At 30.4% G+C, this 24,307-nt stretch carries 26 protein-coding genes; all 26 read left to right on the forward strand.

Annotated features, from left to right (window positions below; genetic code table 11):
• The 26 genes from N5D90_RS04000 to N5D90_RS04125 are packed head-to-tail and all read left to right on the forward strand — an operon-like array spanning nucleotide 1 to nucleotide 24,276.
• Nucleotides 1-249, forward strand: a complete 249-nt coding sequence (locus N5D90_RS04000) for a phosphopantetheine-binding protein (protein ID WP_114999643.1) — start codon at nucleotides 1-3, stop codon at nucleotides 247-249.
• Between the two features lie 5 nt (nucleotides 250-254).
• The gene (locus N5D90_RS04005; protein ID WP_280061642.1) at nucleotides 255-1,124 is read left to right on the forward strand and encodes a lipid A biosynthesis acyltransferase; all 870 of its coding nucleotides are present in this window, start codon (nucleotides 255-257) and stop codon (nucleotides 1,122-1,124) included.
• A 50-nt stretch (nucleotides 1,125-1,174) separates the two neighbouring features.
• Complete coding sequence (locus tag N5D90_RS04010; protein ID WP_280061643.1) at nucleotides 1,175-2,086, forward strand: dialkylrecorsinol condensing enzyme DarA; 912 nt, start codon at nucleotides 1,175-1,177, stop codon at nucleotides 2,084-2,086.
• A 1-nt stretch (nucleotide 2,087) separates the two neighbouring features.
• The gene (locus tag N5D90_RS04015; protein ID WP_280061644.1) at nucleotides 2,088-3,227 is read left to right on the forward strand and encodes a beta-ketoacyl-ACP synthase III; all 1,140 of its coding nucleotides are present in this window, start codon (nucleotides 2,088-2,090) and stop codon (nucleotides 3,225-3,227) included.
• 2 nt (nucleotides 3,228-3,229) lie between these two features.
• On the forward strand, nucleotides 3,230-3,670 hold the full coding sequence (locus N5D90_RS04020) for a hypothetical protein (protein WP_280061645.1): 441 nt from the start codon (nucleotides 3,230-3,232) through the stop codon (nucleotides 3,668-3,670).
• 4 nt (nucleotides 3,671-3,674) lie between these two features.
• Nucleotides 3,675-4,130 (forward strand): hypothetical protein, encoded by a 456-nt coding sequence (locus N5D90_RS04025; protein WP_280061646.1) that lies wholly within the window; start codon nucleotides 3,675-3,677, stop codon nucleotides 4,128-4,130.
• Nucleotides 4,127-4,531: a hypothetical protein gene (locus tag N5D90_RS04030; protein WP_280061647.1), complete on the forward strand. Its 405-nt coding sequence runs from the start codon at nucleotides 4,127-4,129 to the stop codon at nucleotides 4,529-4,531. The genes N5D90_RS04025 and N5D90_RS04030 overlap by 4 nt, the downstream gene beginning before the upstream one ends.
• Nucleotides 4,515-5,516: a BtrH N-terminal domain-containing protein gene (locus N5D90_RS04035; RefSeq protein WP_280061648.1), complete on the forward strand. Its 1,002-nt coding sequence runs from the start codon at nucleotides 4,515-4,517 to the stop codon at nucleotides 5,514-5,516. The genes N5D90_RS04030 and N5D90_RS04035 overlap by 17 nt, the downstream gene beginning before the upstream one ends.
• A 6-nt stretch (nucleotides 5,517-5,522) precedes the next feature.
• Complete coding sequence (locus N5D90_RS04040; RefSeq protein WP_280061649.1) at nucleotides 5,523-6,248, forward strand: ABC transporter ATP-binding protein; 726 nt, start codon at nucleotides 5,523-5,525, stop codon at nucleotides 6,246-6,248.
• A 1-nt stretch (nucleotide 6,249) separates the two neighbouring features.
• Complete coding sequence (locus N5D90_RS04045; RefSeq protein WP_280061650.1) at nucleotides 6,250-7,527, forward strand: ABC transporter permease; 1,278 nt, start codon at nucleotides 6,250-6,252, stop codon at nucleotides 7,525-7,527.
• On the forward strand, nucleotides 7,502-7,939 hold the full coding sequence (locus N5D90_RS04050) for an acyl-CoA thioesterase (protein WP_280061651.1): 438 nt from the start codon (nucleotides 7,502-7,504) through the stop codon (nucleotides 7,937-7,939). Before N5D90_RS04045 ends, N5D90_RS04050 begins: the two co-directional genes overlap by 26 nt.
• The gene (locus N5D90_RS04055; RefSeq protein ID WP_280061652.1) at nucleotides 7,912-9,060 is read left to right on the forward strand and encodes a beta-ketoacyl synthase; all 1,149 of its coding nucleotides are present in this window, start codon (nucleotides 7,912-7,914) and stop codon (nucleotides 9,058-9,060) included. The genes N5D90_RS04050 and N5D90_RS04055 overlap by 28 nt, the downstream gene beginning before the upstream one ends.
• Nucleotides 9,053-9,592 carry a 3-oxoacyl-ACP synthase gene (locus N5D90_RS04060; RefSeq protein ID WP_280061653.1) on the forward strand — a complete coding sequence of 180 codons (540 nt, stop codon included), beginning with the start codon at nucleotides 9,053-9,055 and terminating at the stop codon, nucleotides 9,590-9,592. Before N5D90_RS04055 ends, N5D90_RS04060 begins: the two co-directional genes overlap by 8 nt.
• 30 nt (nucleotides 9,593-9,622) lie before the next feature.
• Nucleotides 9,623-9,880, forward strand: coding sequence for a phosphopantetheine-binding protein (locus N5D90_RS04065; protein ID WP_114999667.1), 258 nt, complete (start codon nucleotides 9,623-9,625; stop codon nucleotides 9,878-9,880).
• Nucleotides 9,880-11,076, forward strand: a complete 1,197-nt coding sequence (locus tag N5D90_RS04070) for a beta-ketoacyl-[acyl-carrier-protein] synthase family protein (RefSeq protein ID WP_280061654.1) — start codon at nucleotides 9,880-9,882, stop codon at nucleotides 11,074-11,076. The genes N5D90_RS04065 and N5D90_RS04070 overlap by 1 nt, the downstream gene beginning before the upstream one ends.
• Nucleotides 11,073-12,062 (forward strand): beta-ketoacyl synthase chain length factor, encoded by a 990-nt coding sequence (locus tag N5D90_RS04075; protein WP_114999670.1) that lies wholly within the window; start codon nucleotides 11,073-11,075, stop codon nucleotides 12,060-12,062. The genes N5D90_RS04070 and N5D90_RS04075 overlap by 4 nt, the downstream gene beginning before the upstream one ends.
• Nucleotides 12,059-12,832, forward strand: coding sequence for a polysaccharide deacetylase family protein (locus N5D90_RS04080; RefSeq protein ID WP_280061655.1), 774 nt, complete (start codon nucleotides 12,059-12,061; stop codon nucleotides 12,830-12,832). Before N5D90_RS04075 ends, N5D90_RS04080 begins: the two co-directional genes overlap by 4 nt.
• Complete coding sequence (locus tag N5D90_RS04085) at nucleotides 12,822-13,448, forward strand: outer membrane lipoprotein carrier protein LolA (RefSeq protein ID WP_375730943.1); 627 nt, start codon at nucleotides 12,822-12,824, stop codon at nucleotides 13,446-13,448. The genes N5D90_RS04080 and N5D90_RS04085 overlap by 11 nt, the downstream gene beginning before the upstream one ends.
• Nucleotides 13,426-14,049: a DUF3261 domain-containing protein gene (locus N5D90_RS04090; protein WP_114999676.1), complete on the forward strand. Its 624-nt coding sequence runs from the start codon at nucleotides 13,426-13,428 to the stop codon at nucleotides 14,047-14,049. Before N5D90_RS04085 ends, N5D90_RS04090 begins: the two co-directional genes overlap by 23 nt.
• A 56-nt stretch (nucleotides 14,050-14,105) precedes the next feature.
• Nucleotides 14,106-14,477 carry a 3-hydroxyacyl-ACP dehydratase gene (locus tag N5D90_RS04095; RefSeq protein WP_280061656.1) on the forward strand — a complete coding sequence of 124 codons (372 nt, stop codon included), beginning with the start codon at nucleotides 14,106-14,108 and terminating at the stop codon, nucleotides 14,475-14,477.
• Nucleotides 14,477-14,959, forward strand: coding sequence for a hypothetical protein (locus tag N5D90_RS04100; protein ID WP_280061657.1), 483 nt, complete (start codon nucleotides 14,477-14,479; stop codon nucleotides 14,957-14,959). Before N5D90_RS04095 ends, N5D90_RS04100 begins: the two co-directional genes overlap by 1 nt.
• 3 nt (nucleotides 14,960-14,962) lie before the next feature.
• Complete coding sequence (locus tag N5D90_RS04105) at nucleotides 14,963-16,147, forward strand: DUF2062 domain-containing protein (protein WP_280061658.1); 1,185 nt, start codon at nucleotides 14,963-14,965, stop codon at nucleotides 16,145-16,147.
• Nucleotides 16,140-19,799, forward strand: coding sequence for a 1-acyl-sn-glycerol-3-phosphate acyltransferase (locus N5D90_RS04110; RefSeq protein ID WP_280061659.1), 3,660 nt, complete (start codon nucleotides 16,140-16,142; stop codon nucleotides 19,797-19,799). Before N5D90_RS04105 ends, N5D90_RS04110 begins: the two co-directional genes overlap by 8 nt.
• The gene (locus tag N5D90_RS04115) at nucleotides 19,774-21,345 is read left to right on the forward strand and encodes an NAD(P)/FAD-dependent oxidoreductase (RefSeq protein ID WP_280061660.1); all 1,572 of its coding nucleotides are present in this window, start codon (nucleotides 19,774-19,776) and stop codon (nucleotides 21,343-21,345) included. Before N5D90_RS04110 ends, N5D90_RS04115 begins: the two co-directional genes overlap by 26 nt.
• Nucleotides 21,332-22,993, forward strand: coding sequence for a C45 family autoproteolytic acyltransferase/hydolase (locus N5D90_RS04120; RefSeq protein WP_280061661.1), 1,662 nt, complete (start codon nucleotides 21,332-21,334; stop codon nucleotides 22,991-22,993). The genes N5D90_RS04115 and N5D90_RS04120 overlap by 14 nt, the downstream gene beginning before the upstream one ends.
• Nucleotides 22,972-24,276, forward strand: coding sequence for a phenylacetate--CoA ligase family protein (locus N5D90_RS04125; protein ID WP_280061662.1), 1,305 nt, complete (start codon nucleotides 22,972-22,974; stop codon nucleotides 24,274-24,276). The genes N5D90_RS04120 and N5D90_RS04125 overlap by 22 nt, the downstream gene beginning before the upstream one ends.
• Nucleotides 24,277-24,307 lie beyond the last annotated feature (31 nt).

A 24,307-nucleotide genomic window follows, 5' to 3' on the forward strand; every position in this document is an offset into this window, starting at 1 on the left:
ATGGTGAAAAGTCAAATCGCTGAAAAATTAAACGCTATCTTAATTGATGAATTTGAGGTTGATCCTTCTGTGATTTCAGAGGAAAAAAATATTAAAGAATCTTTAGATTTAGATAGTTTGGACTATGTTGATTTAGTGGTAATCATTGAATCTAATTTCGGTGTGAAATTAATTAAAGAAGATTTTCAAAATATGATAACTTTTGAAGATTTCTACGCAATTGTAGAACAAAAGTTAGAAAATAAATAACAGATATGAAACAATGGGATGGTCGTTCTAAAGGAACGGTCCTGGGATACAAAATATTTGTCAATGTTATGAAAAAGCTCGGAATTAAGGCTGCTTACTCAGTCTTAATTTTTGTAGCTTTTTATTATTTTATAACGGCTTATAGCAGTAATAAATCTATTTACGAATACTTTCGTTATCGATTAAATTTTTCGGTTTTCAAATCAATTTTAAGTGTTTACAAAAGTTATTATACTTTTGGACAAACTTTGATTGATAAAACAGCAATTAATGCAGGTTTGCGTAACAAATACTCGTACGAATTTGATGGAATAGAATTATTAAAAAATCTATTGGATCAAAAACAAGGTGGAATTTTAATTAGTGCGCATGTTGGTAATTTCGAAGTTGCTGAACATTTTTTTGCAGACATCGATTTTGATTGTCAAATCAATTTAGTTACAACAGATTTAGAACGAAATGTTATCAAAGAATATTTAGAAAGTATTTCGATGAAACCTTCGGTAAAGTTTATCTTGATTCAAGAAGATTTATCACATATTTTTGAGATTAATAATGCGCTTAGTCGAAACGAATTAATTTGTTTTACTGGAGATCGTTATTTTGAAGGAAATAAAACGATGTCAGAAGAGCTTCTTGGGAAACAAGCTAATTTTCCTGCAGGACCATTTTCTATCGCTTCTCGCTTGAAAGTGCCCGTTGCTTTTGTGTATGTAATGAAGGAAAAGAATCTACATTATCATTTATATGCGCGTCAAGCAAATTTCAAACATCGTGATGCAAATGCACTTTTGAAAGAGTTTTGCGTCAATCTAGAAACCATTGTAAAAAAATATCCTTATCAATGGTTTAATTATTTCGATTTTTGGAAGTAAATTAGACCACAATATGAATTTTCAAACCACTAAAAAACCTAAACCTTTACATGAAATGCAACGTATTAGTTGTTTATTACTCGCAGTCAGGACAGTTAAAAGAAATTGTCGATCAAACAACATATGATTTAGTTCAAAACCAAGATATTAATTTAACGAAATATAAGATAGAAATGGAAGAGGAATTTCCTTTTCCGTGGGATTTTTATTCTTTTTTTAATGCTTTTCCAGATAGTTTTCTTCAAAAAGAAAAGAAGATTAAACCAATTCCGACAGAAATCTTGAATCAGAAATATGATTTGATTTTACTGTATTATCAAGTTTGGTTTTTATCGCCATCTATTCCAATAAATTCTTTTTTAAGGGATAAACAAACGCAGCAAATTTTAGAAAATTCTAAAATAATTACAATTAGCGGTTCACGAAATATGTGGTTCTTAGCACAAGAAAAAATCAAAACAATCTTGAAAGAACGCCAAGCAAAATTAGTTGGAAACATTGCATTGGTCGATCATACGCCAAATTTAGTAAGCGCCATGACAATTGTAAATTGGATGTTTTCGGGCGTTAAAAAGCGAATGTTCAATTTGTTGCCTTTGCCAGGAATTAGTGAAAAAACTATTCAGGAAAGTAGAAGATTTGGTAAAATTATTCTAAATTCAATCCAAAATAATAATTACTCTAATCTACAAGAAAATTTAATTCAATCTGGAGCCGTTGAGGTTAAACCTTTTTTAGTTTCTGTGGATACAAAAGGGAATCGAATGTTTAAAGTTTGGTCTAAAATTATTGATTCTAAACAAGGTAAACAGCGAGAAAAGTATTTGAAATTCTTTTATTATTATTTAATTTTAGCTATTTGGATAATATCTCCACTAGTAAATTTGTTATATATTATATTTTATCCGTTCAACTATTTTAAATACAAAAAACAGATAAAATATTTTCAAGGAATAGAATAATATGCAAAATGTATATATAACGAAAACGTCGAAGTTTTTGCCAAATCAACCAATTTCGAATGATGAAATGGAAGATTTTTTAGGGAAAATTAATCAAATTCCTTCAAAAGCTCGAAGAATCGTTTTAAGAAATAATGGAATCAAAACGCGTTATTACGCTCTCGATAATACTGGAAATGTTACACATTCTAATGCCGAATTGACGAGTAATGCAATTACAAATTTATTTGATGCACAGTTCTCAAAAAATGAGATAGAAGTGTTGTCGTGTGGGACTTCAACGCCAGATTTGTTGTTGCCTTCTCATGCCGCGATGGTACATGGTTTATTGCAAAATAATGTTTCGGTGGAGTTAAATTCTTCATCAGGAGTTTGTAATTCAGGAATGAATGCGTTAAAATTTGGTTATCTTTCGGTAAAATCAGGAAATTCTAAAAATGCAATTTGTTCAGGATCTGAGCGAGTTTCCACTTGGATGAAAGCCGAAAAATTTGAGCATGAAGTTGAGAATTTAAAAGAATTAGAAGAACAACCAATTATAGCATTTAAAAAAGATTTTTTACGTTGGATGTTATCAGATGGTGCTGCAGCTTTTTTATTGCAAAATCAACCAAATGAAAATACGATTTCACTTAAAATTGAGTGGATGGAATCCTATTCTTACGCACACGAATTGGAAACGTGTATGTATGCCGGAGGTGATAAATTATCAAATGGAGAAATGAAACCTTGGAGCGATTTTTCTTCAGAAGAATGGTTAAAAGAATCCGTTTTTTCATTGAAACAAGATGTCAAAATTCTGAATGATAATATTTTGATAAAAGGCGTAGAAAGCATGAAAGCTGCAATGGATAAACATCAATTATCGTCAAATGAAATTGATTATTTGTTGCCGCATGTGTCGTCAAATTATTTTGTTCAAGGTTTGTATGACGAATTTTGTAAGAAAGACATTCATATTCCGTTAGAGAAATGGTTTATGAATTTAAGCAAAGTTGGAAATGTGGGTTCAGCGTCTGTTTTTTTGATGCTTGACGAACTTTTTCAAGACGGAAACCTTAAAAAAGGAGATCGTATTATGCTTTGCGTACCAGAAAGTGGACGTTTTTCGTATTCGTACGCTTATTTAACAGTCGTTTAAAAATGGATAAAATACAATTACCCAATCATACGATAGAATTTATCAAACAATTGATTCCACAACGCGAACCAATTATAATGGTAGATGCTATTTTTGAATATGAAGAAGGAAAAGTTGTTGGAAGCTTAACAGTCAAAAACGAATCGATTTTTGTCGAAAATAATCAATTGAGAGAATCTGGAATATTAGAACACATGGCACAAACAGTTGCTTTGTATACAGGTTATCAATTTTATATTCGAAATGAATCAGCTCCAACTGGATATATTGGCTCGATGAAATCAATAGAGATTAATCGTTTGCCAAAAGTGAATGAAAATTTAACAACAACAGCAACTATTTTGCACGAAGTAATGGGAGTGACTTTGGTTTCGATTGAAACAAAGATTGAAGGAGAAGTAATTGCAAAAGGAGAGATGAAAACAGTGATTGCAGAAACATAATTTTATGAAAGTAAATCAGCAAATTGATATTCAACAATTTCTTCCGCATCGTGAACCAATGCTTTTTGTAGACACGATTTCTTGGATTGAGAAAACCTATGTTGAAGCTTTATTTACGATAAAATCGGATCAATTATTTATTCAGAACGAATATTTTACTGAAGTGGGTTTATTGGAAAATATGGCGCAAGTTTGTTCGACAATTATTGGACAAAACTATTTTATCAATTTTTCTGATGTACACAAAGGCGATGTAATCGGCTTTATTAGCACGATCAAACAAGCCGAAATTATGCAATTACCAAAAGTTAATCAAACCATTACAACAAAAGCAACGTTGTTAGAAGTTTTCGATTACGATGAATTTACAATTAGTTTGATGCAAGCAAAAGTTATTTTAAATGACGAAATAATTGCGACAGCTACAATGAATTTGATGCTTCAAAACCATAAAAAATGAAACAATCAGAAGTACCACAAGATAAAGGACATCTCAAGGATTTCAACGAAGTTTATTACGCAATTGATGAACAGGGAGAATTTTCCCAAACATTGAGTGCGGGTTGGGAAGCGAAGAATATTGTTCAGTCCGAAACTTTAAAAATTTTGGATGAACGCACAGAGGAAGCAAGACAAAAAGTAATTGATGGAAAAGCAAGTCCAATTTTATATTTCATGGAATTGAAACGTATGGATTGGGAAATTTTGTCTAATTATGTCGGAATTTGGAAGATTTTTGTCAAAAGACATGCAAAACCAACTGTTTTCTCAAAATTAAAAGAATCAACACTAAAAAAATATGCCGAAGCTTTTGAAATTTCGGTTGATGAATTAAAAAACTTTGATGGAAACCATAACTGATTTTAAACATTTTCAATCAGCACATTGCGAAAATGGAGTTGCTTCCAACTTATTAAAAAATAAAGGAATTGATATTTCAGAACCGATGATTTTTGGGATTGGTTCTGGTCTTTTCTTTGTGTTTTTACCTTTCTTAAAAGTCAATCATGCGCCTGCGATTAGTTATCGTCCAATGCCAGGAATGATTTTTAATTGTGCAGCAAAAAATCTTGGTATAATGGTTAAACGTCATAAATTTCGCTCTACAAAATCAGCCCAAACTTTCTTAGATGAGCAACTTTTAGCCAATCGACCTTGCGGTTTACAGGTTGGTGTGTACAATTTGACTTATTTTCCAGAAGAATATAAGTTTCATTTTAACGGACATAATTTAGTTGTTTTCGGAAAACAAGATCAAACGTATTTAATCAGTGACCCTGTTATGCAAGAAACGACAAAATTGACTGAAAATGAGTTAGAAAAAGTTCGTTTTTCGAAAGGAGTTTTAGCACCAAAAGGACATTTATATTATCCTGAATTTATTCCAGAAAATATTGATTTTGAGAAAGCAATAAAAAAAGGAATTAAAAAAACGTGTCGTGAAATGTTAGCGCCAGTTCCGATTGTTGGTGTTCGTGGAATTAGAATGGTTGCGAAACGAATCAAAAAAATGCCCAAGAAAATTGGGAACGCAAAGACAAATTATTTTCTGGCGCAAATGATTCGAATGCAAGAAGAAATTGGAACAGGAGGTGGTGGTTTTCGATATATTTATGCTGCTTTTTTACAAGAAGCTTCACAAAAATTGAGTCAACCAAATTTGAATGATTTTGCTATAGAAATATCTGAAATAGGAGATAAATGGCGAGATTTTGCTCTAAATGCATCAAGAGTTTATAAAAAAAGAAATAATGCGCAAGATATTTACGATGTGATTTCGAATCAATTGTTGGAATTAGCCGATTTGGAAGAATCGTTTTTTAAACGTTTAAGAAAAGCAATTTAGCAACAGATGATTGAAATTGAAAAATTATATAAAAAATATAAAAATTCTGATGTTTTTGCGTTAGAAGATTTTTCTTTGACGATAAAACAGAACGAAATTCACGGTTTACTTGGTCCAAATGGAGCAGGGAAAACAACCTTGATGTCGATACTTTCTGGATTGATTAAACCAACTTCTGGTAATGTTGTGATTCAGAATTTAAATCAAAAAATGGATTTAAAAAAGATTCAGAAAATCATTGGAATTGTTCCGCAAGAATATGCTTTGTATCCAACTTTGACGGCGCGAGAAAATTTAGAATTTTTTGGAAAAATTTATAAAGTTCCTTCAAAAGAATTACACGAAAAGATTCAACTTTTGACAGAAAAAGTAGGAATGAGTAAGTTTTTGGATAAAAAAATTGATTCTTTTTCGGGCGGAATGAAACGGCGTATTAATTTATTGGCAGGAATTCTTCATCAGCCAGAAATCCTCTTTTTAGATGAGCCAACCGTTGGTGTTGATATACAATCAAAAATTGCGTTATTGGATTATTTACAAGAATTGCATCAACAAGGAATGTCGATTGTTTACACTTCGCATCACATGGCAGAAGCCGAAGATTTTTGTACGCAAGTTACAATTATGAATCAAAGAAAATCGATTGTAACAGCCGAACCGAAAGAATTAATCAAGCAAGTGAATGCGTATAATTTGGAGGAAGCTTTTGTTAATCTAACTAAATTATCGTGATATGTTGAGCCAACTTTTAGCATGTATTAAGAAAGAAATTTTATTACTCATTCGCGATATTGGCGGATTGGTAATTCTTTTTATTATGCCTTTGATTTTGGTTATTACGGTGACTAAAATTCAGAAAAGTACTTACGATTCTTTTGCAGAAGCGAGTATTCCTGTTCTATTTATTGATCATGATCAGGATAGTATTTCCGCAATTGTAAAAAAACATATTTCACATTCAGGAAATTTAAAAATTGTAACTGAATTAAATGGAAAAAAATTAACGGAAGATGAACTGAAATCCGAAGTTTTTAAAGGTAAATATCAAGTCGGAATTGTAATACCAGTGCGATTATCAAAAGATTTGAATTATAAAATCAATCAAAATGTTGAGAAAATTCTGAACGAATTTGCTTTTGATAGCACGCAAGTGAAATATAATCAACAAGTCGATCCAAAAACGATTAAATTATACTTTGATCCTGCAACTTCGCTTGCTTTCAAAGAAAATGTATCGAATGTTTTGGATAAATTAATTACAGATACTGAGAATAAAAGTATTTACAAAGCATTTCAGCAAGAAATGGGATCAAATGATTTAGGATTTCAAAATGAGAAGTTTATTCATTTTCAAGAGGTTGTTCCTGAGGACTCTAAATCAGTTTTGAAACCAAATGTAACACAACATAATGTGCCTGCATGGACATTATTTGCGATATTTTTTATCGTAGTTCCGCTGTCAATCAATATTGTAAAAGAGAAAAGTTTAGGTACGCACATTCGATTATTAACAAGTCCAATGCCTTATTCTGTTCAAATTATCGCTAAAACGATCACGTATTTAATCATAAGTTTACTACAATTTACTATGATTTTATGTGTCGCTAAATTAGTTTTTCCATTGATTGATTTACCAGGTTTCAAAACGGATGGCATATTATTTTCGATTTACGGATTGACTTTATTCGCTTCTTTAGCAGCAATTGGATTAGGACTTTTAATTGGTACAATTGCGAAAACCCAAGAACAATCTGCACCTTTTGGAGCGACTTTGGTCGTGATTTTAGCCGCAATTGGCGGTGTTTGGATTCCAGTTTTTGCGATGTCAGATTTTATGCAACATTTCGCGAAAATATCACCGATGAATTGGGCACTCGATGGCTATTATAGTTTAATCCTGAGAAATCAATCTTTTCTTCAGATTGTTCCGAATATTATTTTGTTAACTTTGTTCTATATTATTACCTTGTTTGCCGCTATATATTATGATAAGTTCAGAAGAGAAGATTAAAACATTAGTACATAATTCCAATTTCGCAGTACGATTCAATGAAACCGATCCGTTGGGAATTGTGTGGCATGGGAATTATATTACGTATTTTGAAGATGGAAGGGAAGCTTTTGGACGTCATTTTGGGATTAGTTATTTGGATATTCAGAAAAGTGGATTTGTAACACCAATTATTAAGTCGGTTTGTGAACACAAATTTCCGTTGAAATATGGTGATATATGTAGAATAGAAACGATTTTTGAAAATACTTTGGCGGCTAAAATGATATATAAATTCAAGATTTTTAATCAAGATGAAAAGTTAGTTTGTATTGGAGAAACGATTCAAGTTTTTTTAGACAACGAAGGAGATTTAATGTTAACATTACCGCCATTTTTTGAAGAATGGAAGAAAAAAGTAGGATTGTTGTAATGGAAAAAGTTTACATTAATCGTACAAATATTTTCACGCCTTTCGGAAATTCTATTCAAGCGAATTGGAATGAATTAGTGAAAGGAAATTCTGCTGTTTCTAAAATTGATTCTTTTGGACATTTAAAGAATTTTTATGCTGGAAAAATTGATGATGAAATTTTCTTAAATTTAAAAGATCAAGTTGAAGATAATCAGATTTATACGCGATTAGAATTATTTGGGATTTTAGCTCTTCAATCTATTATTGATAAATCGAAAATTTCACAACGTACTGCTTTTATAATTTCAACAACAAAAGGTAATATTGATCAACTTTCTAATTCGTTAGAAAAAGCTTCAATTCCAAATTTTGCAAAGAAGATTGCAAACTATTTTGAGTTTAAAACAGAACCAATTATTGTTTCAAATGCTTGTGTTTCGGGAGTTTTAGCAGTTAATGTTGCAAAACGTTTCATCGAAATGGATGAATTTGATGATGCTTATGTTTTGGCTTTGGATGAATTGACAGATTTTGTTTTAACAGGTTTCAATTCTTTTCAGGCAATGGATTTTGAGTTGTGTAAACCATTTGACAAAGATAGAAAAGGTGTAAATTTAGGCGAAGCTGCGGCTTGTGTTTATCTTTCAAAAAATAAAGACGAAAATAGTTTTCTGATTTTAGGTGAAGCTTCAATCAACGATGCAAATCATATTTCTGGACCATCTCGAACGGGTGAAGGCTTGGTATCGAGTATAGAATCGGCAATGAAAGAGGCAAATATTTCATCAAATGAAATAGATTATATTTCGGCTCATGGAACGGCTACATTGTATAATGATGAAATGGAGGCAATTGCTTTTAATCGTTTACAATTGGAATCGATTCCGACAAATAGTTTGAAAGCTTTTTACGGACATACATTGGGAGCTTCTGGATTGTTAGAATTGATTATTTCGATGAAGCAAGCACAAGAAAATTTGCTTTTGAAAAGTCATAATTTCGATGAAATAGGAACATCAGTTCCATTAAATATTTTGAAAAAAAATCTTCAAAAAGAAGTCAATATTATTTTGAAAACTTCTTCTGGTTTTGGAGGAAGTAATGCAGTAATTATTCTAAAAAAAGTTCAAAATGACTAAAGTTGAGATTAAAAACGAACAAGTTTGGTTGAATGATGAACTTTATTTTGAAGATTCTTCAGGAGATTTTGGTATATTTTCGAAAAATTTCTTCAAATCTTTCCAGATTGATTATCCAAAATTTTATAAAATGGATCATCAGAGTAAATTAGCTTTTTTAGCTGCCGAAATTTTGTTGAAAGATGAAAATACATTGAACGAAAATCAAGATATTGCATTGGTTTTTGCGAATCGAAATTCGAGCTTAGAATCAGATTTGAAACATCAACAAAGTATTCAATCTGCTGATGAAATTTTTCCGAGTCCAGCAGTTTTTGTTTACACATTAGCAAATATTTGTTTGGGTGAGGTGAGTATTCGTCATCGATTGAAGACTGAAAATGCTTTTTTTATTTCGGAAAATTTTAATGAAGAACAATTAAAAAAGTATGCGAATTATTTAATTCAAAAAAATAAAGCAAAGAAAGTTGTTTTGGCTTGGGTAGATTATTTAAAAGGTGATTACGAAGCGAAAATGTACTTAATAGATTAAAAACAATATTAGTTAACAATAAAAAATACTATGGAAAATTTAATTAACGATTTGAAAGTTAAAATCATTGAAATTTTAAATCTTGAAGATGTATCAGTAGAGGATATCAGAAATGATGATCCTTTATTTGGAGATGGTTTGGGATTAGATTCAATCGATGCTTTGGAGTTGATTGTTTTATTGGATAAAGAATATGGAATCAAAATTACAGATCCGAAAGAAGGAAAAACGATCTTTCAATCGGTTGAAGTAATGGCAGATTATATTGAGAAAAATAGAACAAAATAATGCATAAAAAAGTTGCAATAACAGGAATGGGAATTATTTCGGCAATTGGTAAAAATGTCGAAGAGAATTTCGATTCATTAATTCATCAAAAGCATGGTTTGTCACGCCTCGAAAATTTTGATTCTATTCATAAAAACGAAATTTTTGTAGGAGAAATTAAATTATCGAACGATGAATTAGCAACTTTTTTAAATTTATCTCCGGATAATAATTTCTCTCGAACAGCGATGTTAGGACTAATTGCTGTGAAAGAAGCTCTGCAAAATGCAGGAATCGAAAATGTAAATGAAGTCAGAACAGGACTGATTTCTTCAACAAGTGTAGGAGGAATGGATAGGACAGAAAATTACTTTTTGGATTATGAAAATCTGCCTGAAAAACAAAAGTATATTTCGAGTCATGATGCTGGTGCTTCTTCTAATCAAATTGCAAATGAAATTGGTTTGAAAGGCTTTGTATCGACTATTAGTACGGCTTGTTCTTCAGCTGCAAATGCGATTATGTATGGCGCGCGCTTGATTAATTCAGGAAAATTGGATCGAGTGATTGTTGGCGGAACGGATGCTTTGTCAAAATTTACCATTAATGGATTCAAAAGTTTGATGATTTTGAGTGATGAATTTAATCAACCATTTGATAAAAATCGAAAAGGTTTGAATCTTGGAGAAGCAGCTGCTTATTTGGTTTTAGAGTCGGAAGAATCTGTTCAAAAATCAAACAAAAAAGTCCATGGTTATTTGATTGGTGTAGGAAATTCGAACGATGCATTTCATCAAACAGCTTCTTCTGAAAATGGAGAAGGAGCGTATTTGGCGATGAGAAAAGCATTAGAAACAGCAGCTATTCAACCAACCGAAATTGATTATATCAATGTTCATGGAACTGCTACGAACAATAATGATTTAACAGAAGGTCGATCTTTGAAGAGGATTTACGGAGAAAATGTTCCTAATTTCAGTTCTACGAAACCATTTACTGGTCATACGTTGGCTGCTGCTGCGAGTGTAGAAGCGGTTTTTAGCTTGTTGAGTCTTCAACATAATCTTGTATATCCAAATCTTAATTTTCAATCTCCGATTGAAGAGTTGAATATCTTTCCGACTACTAAATTGGAAAAGAAAAATATTGAATATGTGTTATCAAATTCGTTTGGTTTTGGAGGAAATTGTTCAACTTTAATTTTTTCTAAATCATGAAAGAAGTATTTGTAAACGGATTAGGTTTTGTAAATGCGCAATTTATAGATGAAATTACAAATGATTTTCTTCCTTTAGAAACTTCAATAACAAAGGCAAAATCTCCTTCTCTTAAAGATATGATTTCGGCAGCGATGAGTCGTAGAATGGCTTCGGGAGTTAAAATGGGAATTTATTCTTCTCTAAAAGCTTTAAATGATGCAGGAATTAAACAATTAGAGGCAATAATTACAGGAACGGCTTTAGGTTGTTTGGTAGATTCTGAAAAGTTTTTGACGAATATTATTCAAAATAAAGAAGAGTTTTTAACACCAACAGCTTTTATTCAATCTACACATAATACGGTTGGCTCTCAAATAGCTTTGCATCTTGGTTGTAATGCATACAATTTTACGTATACAAATGGTTTTAATTCCTTTGAAAATGCGCTTTTAGATGGGTTTTTACAAGTAGAAAATCAAGAAGTAAACAACGTTTTGGTTGGTGGAATTGATGAAATTGGAGAAAGAACATATCAGTTGTTACAATTAATTGGTGAGATTGAATCAAAAGATAATCAAGGAATTAAATATAGTGAAGGCGCACATTTTTGTGTTTTATCGAATGAGAGAAAAGAAAACTCTTACGCGAAAGTTTTAGATGTTTTTATTTTAAATTACTATGAAGATTTATATTCCGAAATTCTAAAATTTATTCAATTGAATCATATAAATTTAACCGATATTGATGCAATTATTTCTGGTGAAAATTCATTGAATATTAATAACTTAAATGAAATTGAGTTATTTGAATACAAAGATTTTATTGGAGAATTTGGAACTTATTCTGCTTTCGGATTTGTGTTAGGATGTGAATTGCTGAAAAATCAAACTTTACCAAATCAATTCAAAATGAATGATGTAAAAGCTGAAAGTTATAAAAACGTACTTTTGGTGAATGAGCATAAAGGCAAGGATTTAAGTTTAGTATTGCTTCAATCGATATGAAATTCAGAGTTGCTACAATCCTTTTTGTAATTATACTAATCTGCTTATCAATTGGTTGTTTTACAAAAGGTTTGTCTTTTTTTTATTTATTGAAACCTTTTTTTGTATGGTTAACATTGACGATTTTTGGTGCTTTTGAAATTCGATTTAACTATTTTTTGAAAGCTTATCATCGAGGAAATAATCATACAGAGAAAATAATTTCTCTAACTTTTGATGATGGACCTACAGAATTTACGCCAAGAATTTTATCTATATTAGAAAAAAATAATGCAAAAGCAACTTTTTTTTGCATTGGAAAACAAATCGAAAAGTATCCTGAAATTCTTCAAAAAACTCATCAGTCAGGGCATTTGATAGGAAATCATACATTTCATCATTCTTCTAAAAATGGATTTTATTCTGCTGAAAAAATTGTTGAAGAAATTGTTTCTACCAATCAACTTATTAAAGAAAAAATAAACGTTACAACTAAAATTTTTAGACCACCTTTTGGTGTAACGAATCCACATATAGCAAAGGCTTTAAATAAAACTCAACATAATGTAATTGGTTGGAGCATTCGTTCTTTGGATACAGTTATCAATGATGAAAAAAAATTATTGAATCGAATTACTGGTCAAATAAAGCCTGGTTCGATTATTTTGATGCATGATACTTCGGACAAAACGGTGAATGTTTTAGAGCAATTATTCGTATTTTTACAAAAGGAAAATTATAAAGTAGTTCCGTTAAATGAACTCTTGAAAATTGATGTATATGAAAACTAAAATCTTCATTTTATTTACTTTTTTTCACTTGACAATATTTGCGCAAGAAAGTAAAATGAGTAATGTTGAAATTGAAAATTTCAAAAAAGATATTATAGCTGATTCTAAGAAAATACAGACGTTGACGGCTGATTTTACGCAATATAAAGTAATGAGTTTCTTGGATAAACCAATTGTTTCGAAAGGAAAATTGTACTTGCAAAATCCGAAAGCGATGCGTTGGAATTATACTCAACCAATTGATTATAATGTGATTTTTAACAATGGAAAAATCTATATTAATGATGAAGGAAAAAAATCGAGTGTAGATTTACAAGGAAATAAAAAATTTGAAAAATTAAATCAATTAATCGTAGGAAGTGTAAGTGGAAATTTGTTTGATACAAACGATTTTGTAATAACTTATGTAAAAACAGATAAATCTCGAATTGCGAAATTACAACCAAAAATAAAGGATGTAAAAAAGTACATTAAAGAAATTCAGTTGACGTTTTATTCAGGTCAATCGACAGTTACGGAAGTCAAATTAATTGAACCTTCGGATGATTACACAAAAATTTTATTTACCAACAAATCTTTAAATAAAACAATAAATGCGTCTGTTTTTAATCCTTAGTTTTTTCATTTTAACCTCTTGTGGAACGACTTACAAAATTGCTGATATACAAGAACAACAAAAGGATGAAAGAGAGTTTTTGAATCCATATTTTAGTTCAATTGATAAAGAATATAGTTACCGTTTCAAGATTACGTTCATGAAAAAGGAAATGAAAGGTAATTTTGTTGTGAAAAAATTGGGTTACAACTCGCATCGTGTGGTGATGACGTCTGATTTTGGGAATACGTTATTCGATTTGTCAGTCACGGACCACGATTATACATTGAATTATGCGATGCCAGATTTGAATAAAAAAGTGGTTGTAAAAACTCTTGCAGAAGATTTACAAGCTATTTTTAAAAATGATTTTCCAGTTGATGAGTGTATAAAAACGACAAATCAAACGATTTTAAAATCAAAAGAAGTGAGTTTAATTTTTGCTAAGAAAGAATCAAATTATTTCAATGAATTGGTTCATTTAAAGAATAATAAAATAAAAACAATTAACCAATTTTCGACAGATTTAACAGATTTTCCAAAACAGATTTCAATTAAACATAATCACTTCAATTTAAGTATTACACTTACAAAAGTAAATATACAATTAGAGGAAGAGTAAACTAACGTACAAATCATCTTTTTTTAGATTATATTTGTAATTCAAAACTATTACAAATGCTTATTCCTAATCTATATACCATTAAAAATACTGAGAAAATTGATGAAAATAATTTTAAAGTTCAAATTGAATTGAATCCAAATCATCAAGTTTTCGAAGGTCATTTTCCAAATAATCCAATTACACCTGGTGTTTGCATGATGCAGATTATAAAGGAAGTAACAGAAGGTTTTGTTTTAAAAGATTTGTTTTTGTCCAAAGTTTCGAATGTGAAATTTATGGCGACAATAAATCCGTTTATCAATCCTATTTTGGATTTGAGTTTGAATGTTGTTTGTGAAAATAATGAAGTGAAAGTGAAAAATTCTTCATTTTTTGAAACGACAAATGCGTTGAAATTTAGTGCAATTTATAAAGTTCTGGATTAATGAAAACTCTATTATCTATCTTTTTATCGGCTTCATTTTTTTTTGGATTAACTTTATCCGAATTGAGAACAGATTTTGAAAACGCTTCGAAATCATCAAATAATGTATCTATTTTGTATAATAAATTAGATGATTATTCAGGTGATAATCAAACAATTATTGCCTATAAAGGAGCGTCTAAAATTCTGAAAGCAAGGTATATAAAAGATAAGGAAACGAAGAAACAATATTTTACAGATGGTGCAACTTTGATCAATAATTCGATAAAAAAAGACTCGAAAGATGTTGAAAATCGTTTAATTCGATTGATTGTGCAAGAGAATATTCCAAAATTTATCAAATACAATCAAAATATACAAGAAGATAAAACATTTATTGTCGAAAATTATAGTTCTGCGCCAAAAGAAGTAAAAACTTTGGTGAAATCTTACGCCAAAAAATACAATACTTTTACAGCGCAACAGCTGAAAAAACTAAATTAATCAATGGATTTTTCGATTATTCGACATAAAATAGACGAACAAAAAGTTTGTGTACTTATTCCGACTTACAACAATCATAAAACATTGAAGCGTGTGATTGATGGAGTTTTGGAGTACGCGAATCAAATTATAGTTATAAATGACGGATCGACGGATTCTACTTCCGAAATTTTAAAAGATTACCATAATCAGTTTATTGTAGTTGAACTTCCCGAAAACAAAGGAAAAGGAAATGCATTGCGTACTGGTTTCAAAACTGCGCGAGAAAAAGGCTACCATTATGCATTGACAATCGATTCGGATGGTCAACATTTTCCGCATGATATTCCAAATTTTATTACAGAATTAGAGCAAAAAAATAAGCCTGTTTTAATTATTGGAAGTCGTCAAATGGAGCAAGATGGCATTCCGAAGAAAAGTAGTTTTGGAAATAAGTTTTCTAATTTTTGGTTTTGGTTTGAGACAGGAATTAAGCTGAATGATACGCAATCTGGTTATCGTTTGTATCCGTTGAAATTTATTCCGAAAAAGTTTTGGACAAATAAATTTGAATTTGAAATTGAAATCATTGTGCGAACAGCTTGGAAAGGAATTGAGGTGACGAATATTCCAATTGATATTTTGTACGATCCAAACGAACGCGTATCTCATTTTCGTCCATTTCAAGATTTTACACGAATTAGTATTTTGAATACTTTTCTGGTTTTTTTGACGATTTTTTACATTAAACCTCGTAATTTTTTCTTCAGTTTCAAAAAAAAAAATATTCGAACATTCATTAAAGAGGATATCTTAGGAAGTAATGATAGTAATAAAGTAAAAGCGCTTTCAATTGCTTTGGGGATTTTCCTTGGAATTGCACCATTTTGGGGCTTTCAAACTTTTTTATCCATTTTTTTAGCATCAATGTTTCGCCTAAATAAAGTGATCAGTTTCTTTTGTTCCAATATTAGTATTCCGCCAATGATTCCGATAATTATTTATCTTTCTTTGTTGACAGGTGGATTTATTTTGCAGGACAATTTTCATTTAGATTTGAGTTTAGTTTCTTTCGAAATTATTAAAAAAAATCTGCTTCGTTATATTGTCGGAAGCCTAGTTTTAGCAACTTTTTGTAGTATTGTTAGTGGAATTGTAAGTTATTTTTTGTTAACTTATTTCAGTCAAAAGAAGGTTAAGAATGCATAAATTTTTCTATAACATATTTTTACAAATCAAAGCGAATAAATGGTTGAGTGTATTGTTTTTTATTCTCTTTTTAGTTGCTTGTGCATTTTTTGCAAATCGACTAAAATTTGAAGAAGATATTACGCGAATCATTCCGAAAGATGAGAAAAATGATGCAATGGCAAAGGTTATTGCTCAATTAAAATTTACGGATAAAGTTGCGGTGATTATCGAAAAAGATAAAGCTGGAACGCTTGATGATATGACGGCACAGGCAACTGATTTTTTAGATAGTATTCAACCGTTAAATAACTATTATAATGATATTCAGGGGCAATATGATTTAGATAATTTTGCTTCTACTTTTGATTTTGTTCATCAAAATTTACCGCTTTTTTTAGAGAAAGAAGATTATAAAACGTTAGAGCAAAAATTGTCTAAAGATTCGATAGCTTCTATTGTTGAAAGTAATTACAAAAGCTTAATTACGCCGACTGGAATAGTTTCGAAAGAGTTTATGTTGAAAGATCCGCTTGGATTGACTTTTGTTGCGTTAAATCGTTTAAAAGAAAAGAATTTGACGGATGATTTCGAGGTTTACAATGGATTTATTGTAACGAAAGATCATTCGAAATTATTTCTTTTTATCAATCCTAAATTTTCAGGAAGTGAAACAGAACATAATACCGAATTTGTCAATCGATTAGAGGAAATTCAACAGCATTTAAATCCTGAATATAGCGGAAAATCAACATTAAGTTATTTCGGTTCAAGTTTTATTGCGGTAGCAAATGCAGAGCAAATTAAACAAGATATTATTACAACTGTTTTGATTTCGATGATTACATTAATGGTCATTTTAATTGTATTTTATCGAAAAATTTACATTCCGATAATTATTTTTATTCCTTCCGTTTTTGGTTTTTTCTTTGCTTTGGCACTTTTGTATTTTATTCAAGGTACAATTTCTGCAATTTCTTTGAGTATTGGAGCAGTTTTATTAGGAATAACGATTGATTATTCGTTGCATATCATGACGCATTATAAGCACAATAGCGATTCTAAAACATTGTTTAGAGAGATTACGAAACCGCTTATTATGAGCTGTACAACTACAGCGATTGCATTTTTGTGTTTACTTTTTGTGAAATCGGATGTGTTGAAAGATTTAGGGATTTTTGCTGGAATAACAGTTATTGTTTCTGGTGTTTTTTCATTATTGATTATTCCACATTTGTATCATCCGAAAGAAGATGCTGTTGAAAATAATTCTTCAATAATCGAGAAGTTAGCGTTCTTTTCATTTCATAATAACAAGATATTGATTGGTGCTTGTGTTCTTTTGATTTTAGTAAGTTGTTTTACGTTTAATAATGTGAATTTTGATAAAGATTTATCTAAATTAAATTACGTTCCAACCGATCAAAAAATAGCGGAACAAAAGTTAGAAACTTCTTCAAATTCTATCTCAAAATCGTTGTATGTAGTCAATTATGGAAATAATGTAGAAGATGTTTTGAGTCAAAATATTGCGTTAACAAATAAGCTCGAGCAAGCAGAAAATAAGGATGAAATTTTAAGTTATAATTCCATTCAATCGTTGGTTTTGCCAACTTCTGTTCAACTAGAAAAAATAAAAGATTGGGAAAATTTCTGGAATTCAGAAAAAGTGAATTTTGTAAAGAATGAATTTATCAAGGATGGAAAAAAATATGGTTTTAAAGAAGAAATTTATAATCATTTTTTTTCAATTTTTGATAAAGCATATCAACCTTTAAAATTAGAAGATTATCGCGCATTTAATCCATCGCTTTTTGAAGAATTTGTTTCGCAAAAAAATGGTTTTTATACGATTTCGACTTTAGTAAAATTAAAGGAAGAAAGCCGAGAAAACTTTATCAAACAATATCATAATAAAGAAACAATTGTAATTGATCGAAAACAGTTAAACGAAAATTTTTTAGGAAATTTAGTTACTGATTTTAATAATCTTGTCAACTATTCGTTTATTGCTGTTTTATTGATATTGTGGTATTTCTTTCGTCGTATCGAATTGGTTATTATTAGTGCGATTCCTATCGCATTATCAGGTTTGGTGACAGCTGGATTGATGGGACTTTTTGATATTAAATTCAATATTTTTAGTAGTATTGTTTGTACGTTGGTTTTTGGTCATGGTGTAGATTTTAGTATTTTTATGACGAGTGCTTTACAAAAAGAATATACGACTGGAAAAGATGAAATGCCTACTTATCGAACTTCGATTTTGTTAGCAGTTATCACGACAATTTTAGCTATTGGAGCACTTATTTTTGCTAAACATCCAGCGTTGAAATCAATTGCATCAGTTTCTTTGGTTGGAGTTGTAGCAGCACTAGTGATTACATTTATTTTCTACCCAATTTTATTTCGATTTTTCATCTCGAATCGACCAAAACAAGGTAAAAGTCCAATGACGTTGTGGTTGGCAATACAAAGTGGGATTTTCTTCATTTATTTTGGATTATTTGGTACAATAACTTCATTAATCCTTCGATTTTTGATGCTTATTTTACCAATCTCGAAAGAAAAAAAATATAAACTTTTTGGTTGGGGAATGTCAACTTTTATGAAATCTGTGTTGATGTTAAAGCCAACGGTTGTCAAGAAAATTATTAATCCAAATCAAGAAGATTTCAAGAAACAGTCAATCATAATCGCGAATCACACTTCGTTCTTGGATACGTTAGCGATTGGAATGTGTACGCCTAAAATTGTGTTCTTAGTGAACGATTGGGTTTACAAATCGCCGATTTTTGGTCGTGCTGTGAAAATAGCTGGTTTTTATCCTGTTTCGAATGGTGTTGAAAATAATATTAAAGAGATTAAAACTCGAATTGGGAATGAGTTTTCGTTGATGATTTTTCCTGAAGGAACGCGTTCTCGAACAAATAATATCAATCGTTTTCACAAAGGTGCATTTTATTTGGCGGAGAAATTGGAACTTGATATTTTACCAATTTATATTCATGGAAATTCTGAAATTATTCCGAAAGGAGAATTTTTAATTTTTGATGGACATATTTATTCAATAATAGGTAAAAGAATTGCTTGGAACGATGAAAATTATGGTTTGAATTATTCTGAGCGAACGAAAAAAATTAGTAAAGAATTTAAAGCTAATTTTCAAGAAATTCGAAATCAATATGAAGATGAAAATTATTGGAAACAGAAATTATTTTTAAGCTTTTTATACAAAGAATCTGAAATTATTCAAGCTGTAAAAAAGGATTTTAGGTTGAATAAATTTGTTTATCATCAACTTAATAATGCATTTACAAAAGATGAAAAAATTGTTCATTTTTCGAATGATTTTGGACAAATTGATTTTTTATTATTGATGCAACAAGTCAACCGAAAAATAATAACGTTTGTAAAAGAGGAGGAAAAGCGAGAGGTTGCTGGAACAAATTACATTACAAAAATCCGTTCGTTAGAATATCGTCCTAACTTTGACGTTATAGATGAATATAAGACGCTTTTAATTTCAACTGATATTGAAAATATTTATCAAGAAACAATAAATCAATTTGAGAAAATTGTTGTTTTAAAGAATAGAAATATTGACGAATCACTTTTTACAAGTTTTGCCCAACAAACAGAAACGAATGAATACACAGTTTACACAAAATAATTCAGAACCTCATTACGATGTAGTCGTGATTGGTAGCGGTTTGGGTGGACTTGTTTCTGCGCTTATTTTGGCAAAAGAAGGAAAAAAAGTTGTGGTGTTGGAAAAGAACAATCAGTTTGGAGGAAACTTACAAACTTTTGTTCGAAATAAAACTATTTTTGATACTGGTGTTCATTATATTGGAGGTTTAGATAAAGGAGAAAATTTGTATAACTATTTCAGTTATTTGAATATATCCGACAAATTGAAGTTGCGTCAGTTGGATAAAAATGGTTTTGATATGATTTCGTTTGATGATGATTCTCAAGAATATCCAATAGCGCAAACGTATCAGAATTTTGTTGATCAACTAGCTGTTTTTTTTCCTAAAGAACGAGAAAATTTAATCCAATATAGCAAAAAATTAGAGGAAATTTGTTCTGCTTTTCCAATGTATAATTTGAATATTGGAACCTTTGCTGATGAAGAAGATTTTTTGTCGATTAATGCGAAAGAATACATCGATTCTGTTTTCGCAGATGAGCGTTTGAAAGCGGTTTTGGTGGGAAATAATTTTCTTTATGTAGGGCAATCAGAGAAAACACCTTTGTATATTCATGCGCTTTCGGTTAACTCTTATATACATTCGGCTTGGCGATGTGTAAATGGAGGAAGTCAAATTGCAAAACTTTTGATCAAAGAATTGAAGAAATATGGCGGTGAAATTTATAAATACCAAGAAATAAAATCATTTGTTCAGAACGAAAATGAAGAATTAATTGGTTGTGAAACAATAAAAGGAAAACGTTTCTTTGGTGATTTATTCATTTCGAATATTGACATAAAAAAAACAATAGACATGTTAGGCGAGCGTAAGTTTGGTAAACCATTTTCTCGACGTGTCAAAAGCTTAGAAGTAACGCCATCTGCATTTACTATTTATATTGTTTTTAAGCCAAAAAGTTTTTCCTATATCAATCATAATATTTATCATTTTAACTCAATAAATGATGTGTGGGATAGCTACGAAAAACCTACAAATGATTGGCCAAATACATATATTGCAACATTTAGTATGGATCAAAAAGATGAAGAATATTCAGAAAGTATGACGGTTATGACGTATATGACGTTTGATGAAGTACAAAAATGGGAAGAATCGTATAATGTTGAGGCTAACGATAATTATGGGAAAAGAGGAGAGGAATATGAAGAATTTAAACGTCAGAAAACGGAATTAATCATTCGTAAATTAGAGAGAAAATTTCCTAATTTTAGAGAAAAAATTTCTTCAATTCATACTTCTACGCCTTTATCTTATCGCGATTTTATAGGTTCTGAAAAAGGAAATATGTATGGGTATTTGAAAGATAGTAATCATCCGATGAAAACATTTATTTCACCAAGATCTAAAGTGAAAAATGTGTTTTTTACTGGCCAAAATGTCCGTGTTCATGGAGTTTTGGGTGTAACGGTTGGTGCATTTGTAACCTGTTGTGAAATCCTTGGCGCTGACTATCTAATGAACAAAGTTCATCGTGAAATAAAACTAAATGCGAATGAATAAAACCATTTACTTTTTTACGCTTATTTTTTTTACGCTTATATCTTGTGGTGTTAGAAAAAGTTTAGAAAATCGTCCTGATTTGTCTACTTTTCGATCAAAACAGTACAGTAGATATGAAATCAATGATTCACTTTTTTACATTGATAATAATTTTTTAAAGAAAACTAAAACCCAGAATTGGGAACTTTTTGTTTCTGGAGATCCGTTAGAAATTGGTCAAAAAACAGGTGTTTTAACGAAAGAATTATATGCTTTTCAAGAGCAATCTTTTATGAATTTGATAACTGATTTTATTCCTTCCGAAAAGCGTAGAAAATTTCTTTTTAAAGTACTCAAATATTATAATCGAGATTTACATAAATATGTCAACAATGAATATAAAGCACAAATTTATGGACTTTCTGAGTCTGCAAATAGTCGCTACGATTCGTTAATAGACAAATATAATCGTAATCTTTTTTTACATGGTGCGCACGATATAGGACATGCTATGCATGATTTGATGTTGGTTGGTTGTTCATCTTTGGCTGTTTGGGATAATAAATCTGAAGATGGAGGCTTGTTGATTGGTCGCAATTTTGATTTTTATGCAAATGATGATTTTGCCAAGAATAAAATAATTTCGTTTGTCAAGCCAAATTCTGGTTATCCATACATGTCTGTAACTTGGGGCGGAATGATTGGTGTTTCGTCTGGAATGAATCTGGAAGGTCTTACAGTAACGATAAATGCGGGAAAATCTTCTATTCCACTTAAAGCAAAAACGCCCATTTCTCTCGTTGCTTTAGAGGTTTTACAATATGCCTCAACGATTGATAAAGCGATTGAAATAGCAAAAACTAAAAAGGTTTTCGTTTCTGAGAGTATGATGATTGGTAGTGCAAAAGATCATCGTGTGGTGTTGATAGAAATTTCTCCTAAAAAGTTTGGTGTTTATGAGGTTCAAAATCAGCCTTATTTAGCTTGCACGAATCATTTTCAGAGTGATGTTTATTCGGATGATAAGCGAAATAATACGCAGAAAGAGGAAAGTCATTCAGTTTATCGTTTTGAAAAAATTGAAGAGCATCTTTCGAATGAAAATAAACTGAATCCAACTAAAATGGTTGAATTATTACGAGATACAAATGGTTTGAAAAATACCAAATTAGGTTACGGAAATGAAAAGGCTTTGAATCAATTATTAGCGCATCACGCAGTTGTTTTTCAACCAGATAAACGATTGGTTTGGGTTTCGTCAAATCCATATCAATTAGGCGAATTTACAGCTTATGATTTGAATAAAATTTTTAATGATTCTATTTCAAATTATACGTTAAATGTAGATAGTTTGAGAATTGAAAAAGATGCGTTTGTCTTATCTGATAATTATTCTAATTATGAAAAATATCGTAAGCAAACACATGAAATTAACAAGTTGATAAAAGAAAATAAGAAGATTGAGGAAACTTTTTTAACAAGTTATATTCAGAATAATCCTGATTTTTGGTTGGTTTATGACAAAGTTGGTGATTATTATTTTCAGCAGAAAGATTATCAACAAGCGAGTTTTTATTATAAATTAGCATTGACAAAGGAGGTGACTACAGTTCCTGATCGAAATAAAATTCAGAAAAAATTATCCAAATGTTCTCGAAAAACGCGTTAACATCCATAGAACTTCAATCTATAGAAGAGATTAAAGAATTTCAAAATCAGAAACTTCAAGAACAGATTAAATATCTTGCGACGCATTCCAAATTTTATCAAGATTTATTCAAAAAATATCAAATTGATTGGCAATCTATTCAAACAACAGAAGATTTAAAATTAATTCCTGTTACAACAAAGAATGATTTGCAGCAATGTAATTTTGATTTTTTATGTGTTCCGCCAACTGAAATCATTGATTATTCCACAACTTCTGGAACGTTAGGTGATCCTGTAACCTTTGGTTTGACGGATAAGGATTTGGATCGTTTAGCAACAAATGAAATGAATTCTTTTCAACGAATTGGTGTTCAAAAAGGTGATGTTGTACAATTGATGACAACGATTGATCGTCGTTTTATGGCTGGTTTGGCGTATTTTCTTGGTTTGAGAAAAATAGGCGCGGGCATTATTCGTGTTGGCGCTGGTGTTCCGCAATTGCAATGGGATTCTATTCTAAAATATCAACCTAAATTTTTGGTTGCTGTTCCATCTTTTTTGCTAAAAATGTTAGATTACGCAGAGAAAAATAACATCGATTATCAAAATTCATCCGTAAAATCGGTTTTGTGTATTGGTGAATCTTTGCGTGATAAAGATTTGAATCCGTCTTTGTTAACTCAAAAAATAAAATCGAAATGGGATATTCAACTTTTTTCGACTTATGCTTCAACCGAGATGGGAACTGCGTTTACAGAATGTAATGAATCGGTTGGAGGGCATCATCAGCCAGATTTGATTATCACAGAAATTTTAGATGAGAATAATGAAGTTGTACAAGATGGTGAATTAGGAGAATTGACAATTACAACTTTAGGAATAGAAGGAATGCCTTTATTGCGTTTCAAAACAGGTGATTTGTTAAGAAAACATTCCGATAAATGTAAATGCGGGAGTAATTCGTATCGATTAGGACCAGTTGAAGGACGAAAACAACATATGATAAAGTACAAAGGGACAACTTTGTATCCGCCAGCTTTACATGATATTTTGAATCATTTTGATGAAATCAAATTACATTTAATCGAAATTTATTCGAACGAATTTGGTACAGATGAAATCTTAATTCGATTAGTTTCGACAGACGAAACCGATGATTTTTTAGCGAAAATAAAAGATTATTTCAGAGCAAAATTACGCGTAACGCCTTCTATAAAATTTGAAACTTTCGAAGAATTACAATCAATTGTTTTCAAACCAGAAAGTAGAAAGCCAATTACATTTGTTGATTATAGAGAATAATTATTTTAATATATTTCTAATAATTAAAACA

It is taken from the genome of Empedobacter sp. GD03797, from assembly GCF_029842105.1.
Lineage (GTDB): Bacteria > Bacteroidota > Bacteroidia > Flavobacteriales > Weeksellaceae > Empedobacter > Empedobacter falsenii_C.

Coding starts and splice junctions, on each gene's coding strand:
- N5D90_RS04000 (WP_114999643.1), top strand. CDS start 1: ATGGTGAAAAGTCAAATCGCTGAAAAATTAAACGCTATCTTAATTGAT.
- N5D90_RS04005 (WP_280061642.1), top strand. CDS start 255: ATGAAACAATGGGATGGTCGTTCTAAAGGAACGGTCCTGGGATACAAA.
- N5D90_RS04010 (WP_280061643.1), top strand. CDS start 1,175: ATGAAATGCAACGTATTAGTTGTTTATTACTCGCAGTCAGGACAGTTA.
- N5D90_RS04015 (WP_280061644.1), top strand. CDS start 2,088: ATGCAAAATGTATATATAACGAAAACGTCGAAGTTTTTGCCAAATCAA.
- N5D90_RS04020 (WP_280061645.1), top strand. CDS start 3,230: ATGGATAAAATACAATTACCCAATCATACGATAGAATTTATCAAACAA.
- N5D90_RS04025 (WP_280061646.1), top strand. CDS start 3,675: ATGAAAGTAAATCAGCAAATTGATATTCAACAATTTCTTCCGCATCGT.
- N5D90_RS04030 (WP_280061647.1), top strand. CDS start 4,127: ATGAAACAATCAGAAGTACCACAAGATAAAGGACATCTCAAGGATTTC.
- N5D90_RS04035 (WP_280061648.1), top strand. CDS start 4,515: ATGGAAACCATAACTGATTTTAAACATTTTCAATCAGCACATTGCGAA.
- N5D90_RS04040 (WP_280061649.1), top strand. CDS start 5,523: ATGATTGAAATTGAAAAATTATATAAAAAATATAAAAATTCTGATGTT.
- N5D90_RS04045 (WP_280061650.1), top strand. CDS start 6,250: ATGTTGAGCCAACTTTTAGCATGTATTAAGAAAGAAATTTTATTACTC.
- N5D90_RS04050 (WP_280061651.1), top strand. CDS start 7,502: ATGATAAGTTCAGAAGAGAAGATTAAAACATTAGTACATAATTCCAAT.
- N5D90_RS04055 (WP_280061652.1), top strand. CDS start 7,912: ATGGAAGAAAAAAGTAGGATTGTTGTAATGGAAAAAGTTTACATTAAT.
- N5D90_RS04060 (WP_280061653.1), top strand. CDS start 9,053: ATGACTAAAGTTGAGATTAAAAACGAACAAGTTTGGTTGAATGATGAA.
- N5D90_RS04065 (WP_114999667.1), top strand. CDS start 9,623: ATGGAAAATTTAATTAACGATTTGAAAGTTAAAATCATTGAAATTTTA.
- N5D90_RS04070 (WP_280061654.1), top strand. CDS start 9,880: ATGCATAAAAAAGTTGCAATAACAGGAATGGGAATTATTTCGGCAATT.
- N5D90_RS04075 (WP_114999670.1), top strand. CDS start 11,073: ATGAAAGAAGTATTTGTAAACGGATTAGGTTTTGTAAATGCGCAATTT.
- N5D90_RS04080 (WP_280061655.1), top strand. CDS start 12,059: ATGAAATTCAGAGTTGCTACAATCCTTTTTGTAATTATACTAATCTGC.
- N5D90_RS04085 (WP_375730943.1), top strand. CDS start 12,822: ATGAAAACTAAAATCTTCATTTTATTTACTTTTTTTCACTTGACAATA.
- N5D90_RS04090 (WP_114999676.1), top strand. CDS start 13,426: ATGCGTCTGTTTTTAATCCTTAGTTTTTTCATTTTAACCTCTTGTGGA.
- N5D90_RS04095 (WP_280061656.1), top strand. CDS start 14,106: ATGCTTATTCCTAATCTATATACCATTAAAAATACTGAGAAAATTGAT.
- N5D90_RS04100 (WP_280061657.1), top strand. CDS start 14,477: ATGAAAACTCTATTATCTATCTTTTTATCGGCTTCATTTTTTTTTGGA.
- N5D90_RS04105 (WP_280061658.1), top strand. CDS start 14,963: ATGGATTTTTCGATTATTCGACATAAAATAGACGAACAAAAAGTTTGT.
- N5D90_RS04110 (WP_280061659.1), top strand. CDS start 16,140: ATGCATAAATTTTTCTATAACATATTTTTACAAATCAAAGCGAATAAA.
- N5D90_RS04115 (WP_280061660.1), top strand. CDS start 19,774: ATGAATACACAGTTTACACAAAATAATTCAGAACCTCATTACGATGTA.
- N5D90_RS04120 (WP_280061661.1), top strand. CDS start 21,332: ATGCGAATGAATAAAACCATTTACTTTTTTACGCTTATTTTTTTTACG.
- N5D90_RS04125 (WP_280061662.1), top strand. CDS start 22,972: ATGTTCTCGAAAAACGCGTTAACATCCATAGAACTTCAATCTATAGAA.